The sequence below is a fragment of the Streptomyces sp. MB09-02B genome (assembly GCF_033794485.1).
Lineage (GTDB): Bacteria > Actinomycetota > Actinomycetes > Streptomycetales > Streptomycetaceae > Streptomyces.
The window spans coordinates 1-944 of sequence record NZ_JARGEE010000927.1; the positions used below are offsets into that span (position 1 = coordinate 1).

Genomic DNA, 944 nt, shown 5'->3' on the forward strand with positions numbered 1-944 from the left:
CGAGGTGGGACAGGTTCGGCAAGGTCGGCTCCGGCGCGGTGGACAGGTTCTGCATCACTGTAACGGTTGTGAAATCGCCGGGTGCAGCTCCGCCGCGATTGCTCCACCAGGCGGGATCCTCGCGCGCAGGTGAAGGCGCCCCGACACTGGGAGGCCGACTTCCTCGTCGATCCAGGGGAGGGTGTGTTCACGGTCGCGCTACGTGGGCTGCGCGACGTCCTCGACGCCATGGGTATCTGGGCCATGTCGGTTCCGGATGCCAAGCCGGAAAGTGCCTCGTGAGGCAGAGCCTGGGGGGCGTCGACGGCAATCAGCGGGTCCTGTGTCCTGTGTGCCGGAAGGTCGCGTTCCGGCATGGGGAGTTGTCGTCGGCCAAGGAGCCGGCGGCCAACCCCACCCAGGACAGAGCGACTCGGCGCGCAACGGGCTGAGCCCGCCGCCACGGTCGTAAGCGCGGGGGTTCGTCGGCGTAGATGCCGCGACTCGACGGCGACCGGCCTGCGGGGGAACTGATCGTCCCTCGTCCCTTGGCACCGTGCTTGAGGGGGGGACACGGCGCGTTGGGCGATGTGGGCATTCGTCATCGTCAATGTGGTGGTCGTCGAGGTGCTGTTCCTCAGCGCCGGGTCGGGCAAGAACGAGGTGCTGGCCGCGCGCTTCGTGACGACTCGCCACTACGCCGACGCTGCGCCATCACGGGGGACGGTTCTGGCTGATCACCACGAACATCGAACCCCCAACGCCTTCCGGCAGCATCGAACTCATCGAGACGCTTTCCTTGGTTCGAAACCGGGCACATCGGCACCCGTTGGACATGTTCTCCACCTACCGGCTTGGAACTGCGCGACGCACACGCAGTCCTGGGCGTCGCGCAGTTCCAAGCCGGTAGGGGGAGAAAATGTCCAACGGGTGCCGATGTGCCCTGTTTCGAACCTTGCTCTTTA

Annotated in this window: 2 protein-coding genes; both read left to right on the top strand. The window is 66.1% G+C overall.

Translation table 11 applies throughout. The annotated features are described in order from the left end of the window. The first annotated feature begins 129 nt into the window (after window positions 1-129). Window positions 130-282, top strand: coding sequence for a hypothetical protein (locus P1P70_RS45125; RefSeq protein WP_319248358.1), 153 nt, complete (start codon window positions 130-132; stop codon window positions 280-282). A gap of 285 nt (window positions 283-567) precedes the next feature. Then, window positions 568-944: hypothetical protein (locus P1P70_RS45130; RefSeq protein ID WP_319248360.1), on the top strand; the 377-nt coding region annotated here is incomplete at its 3' end.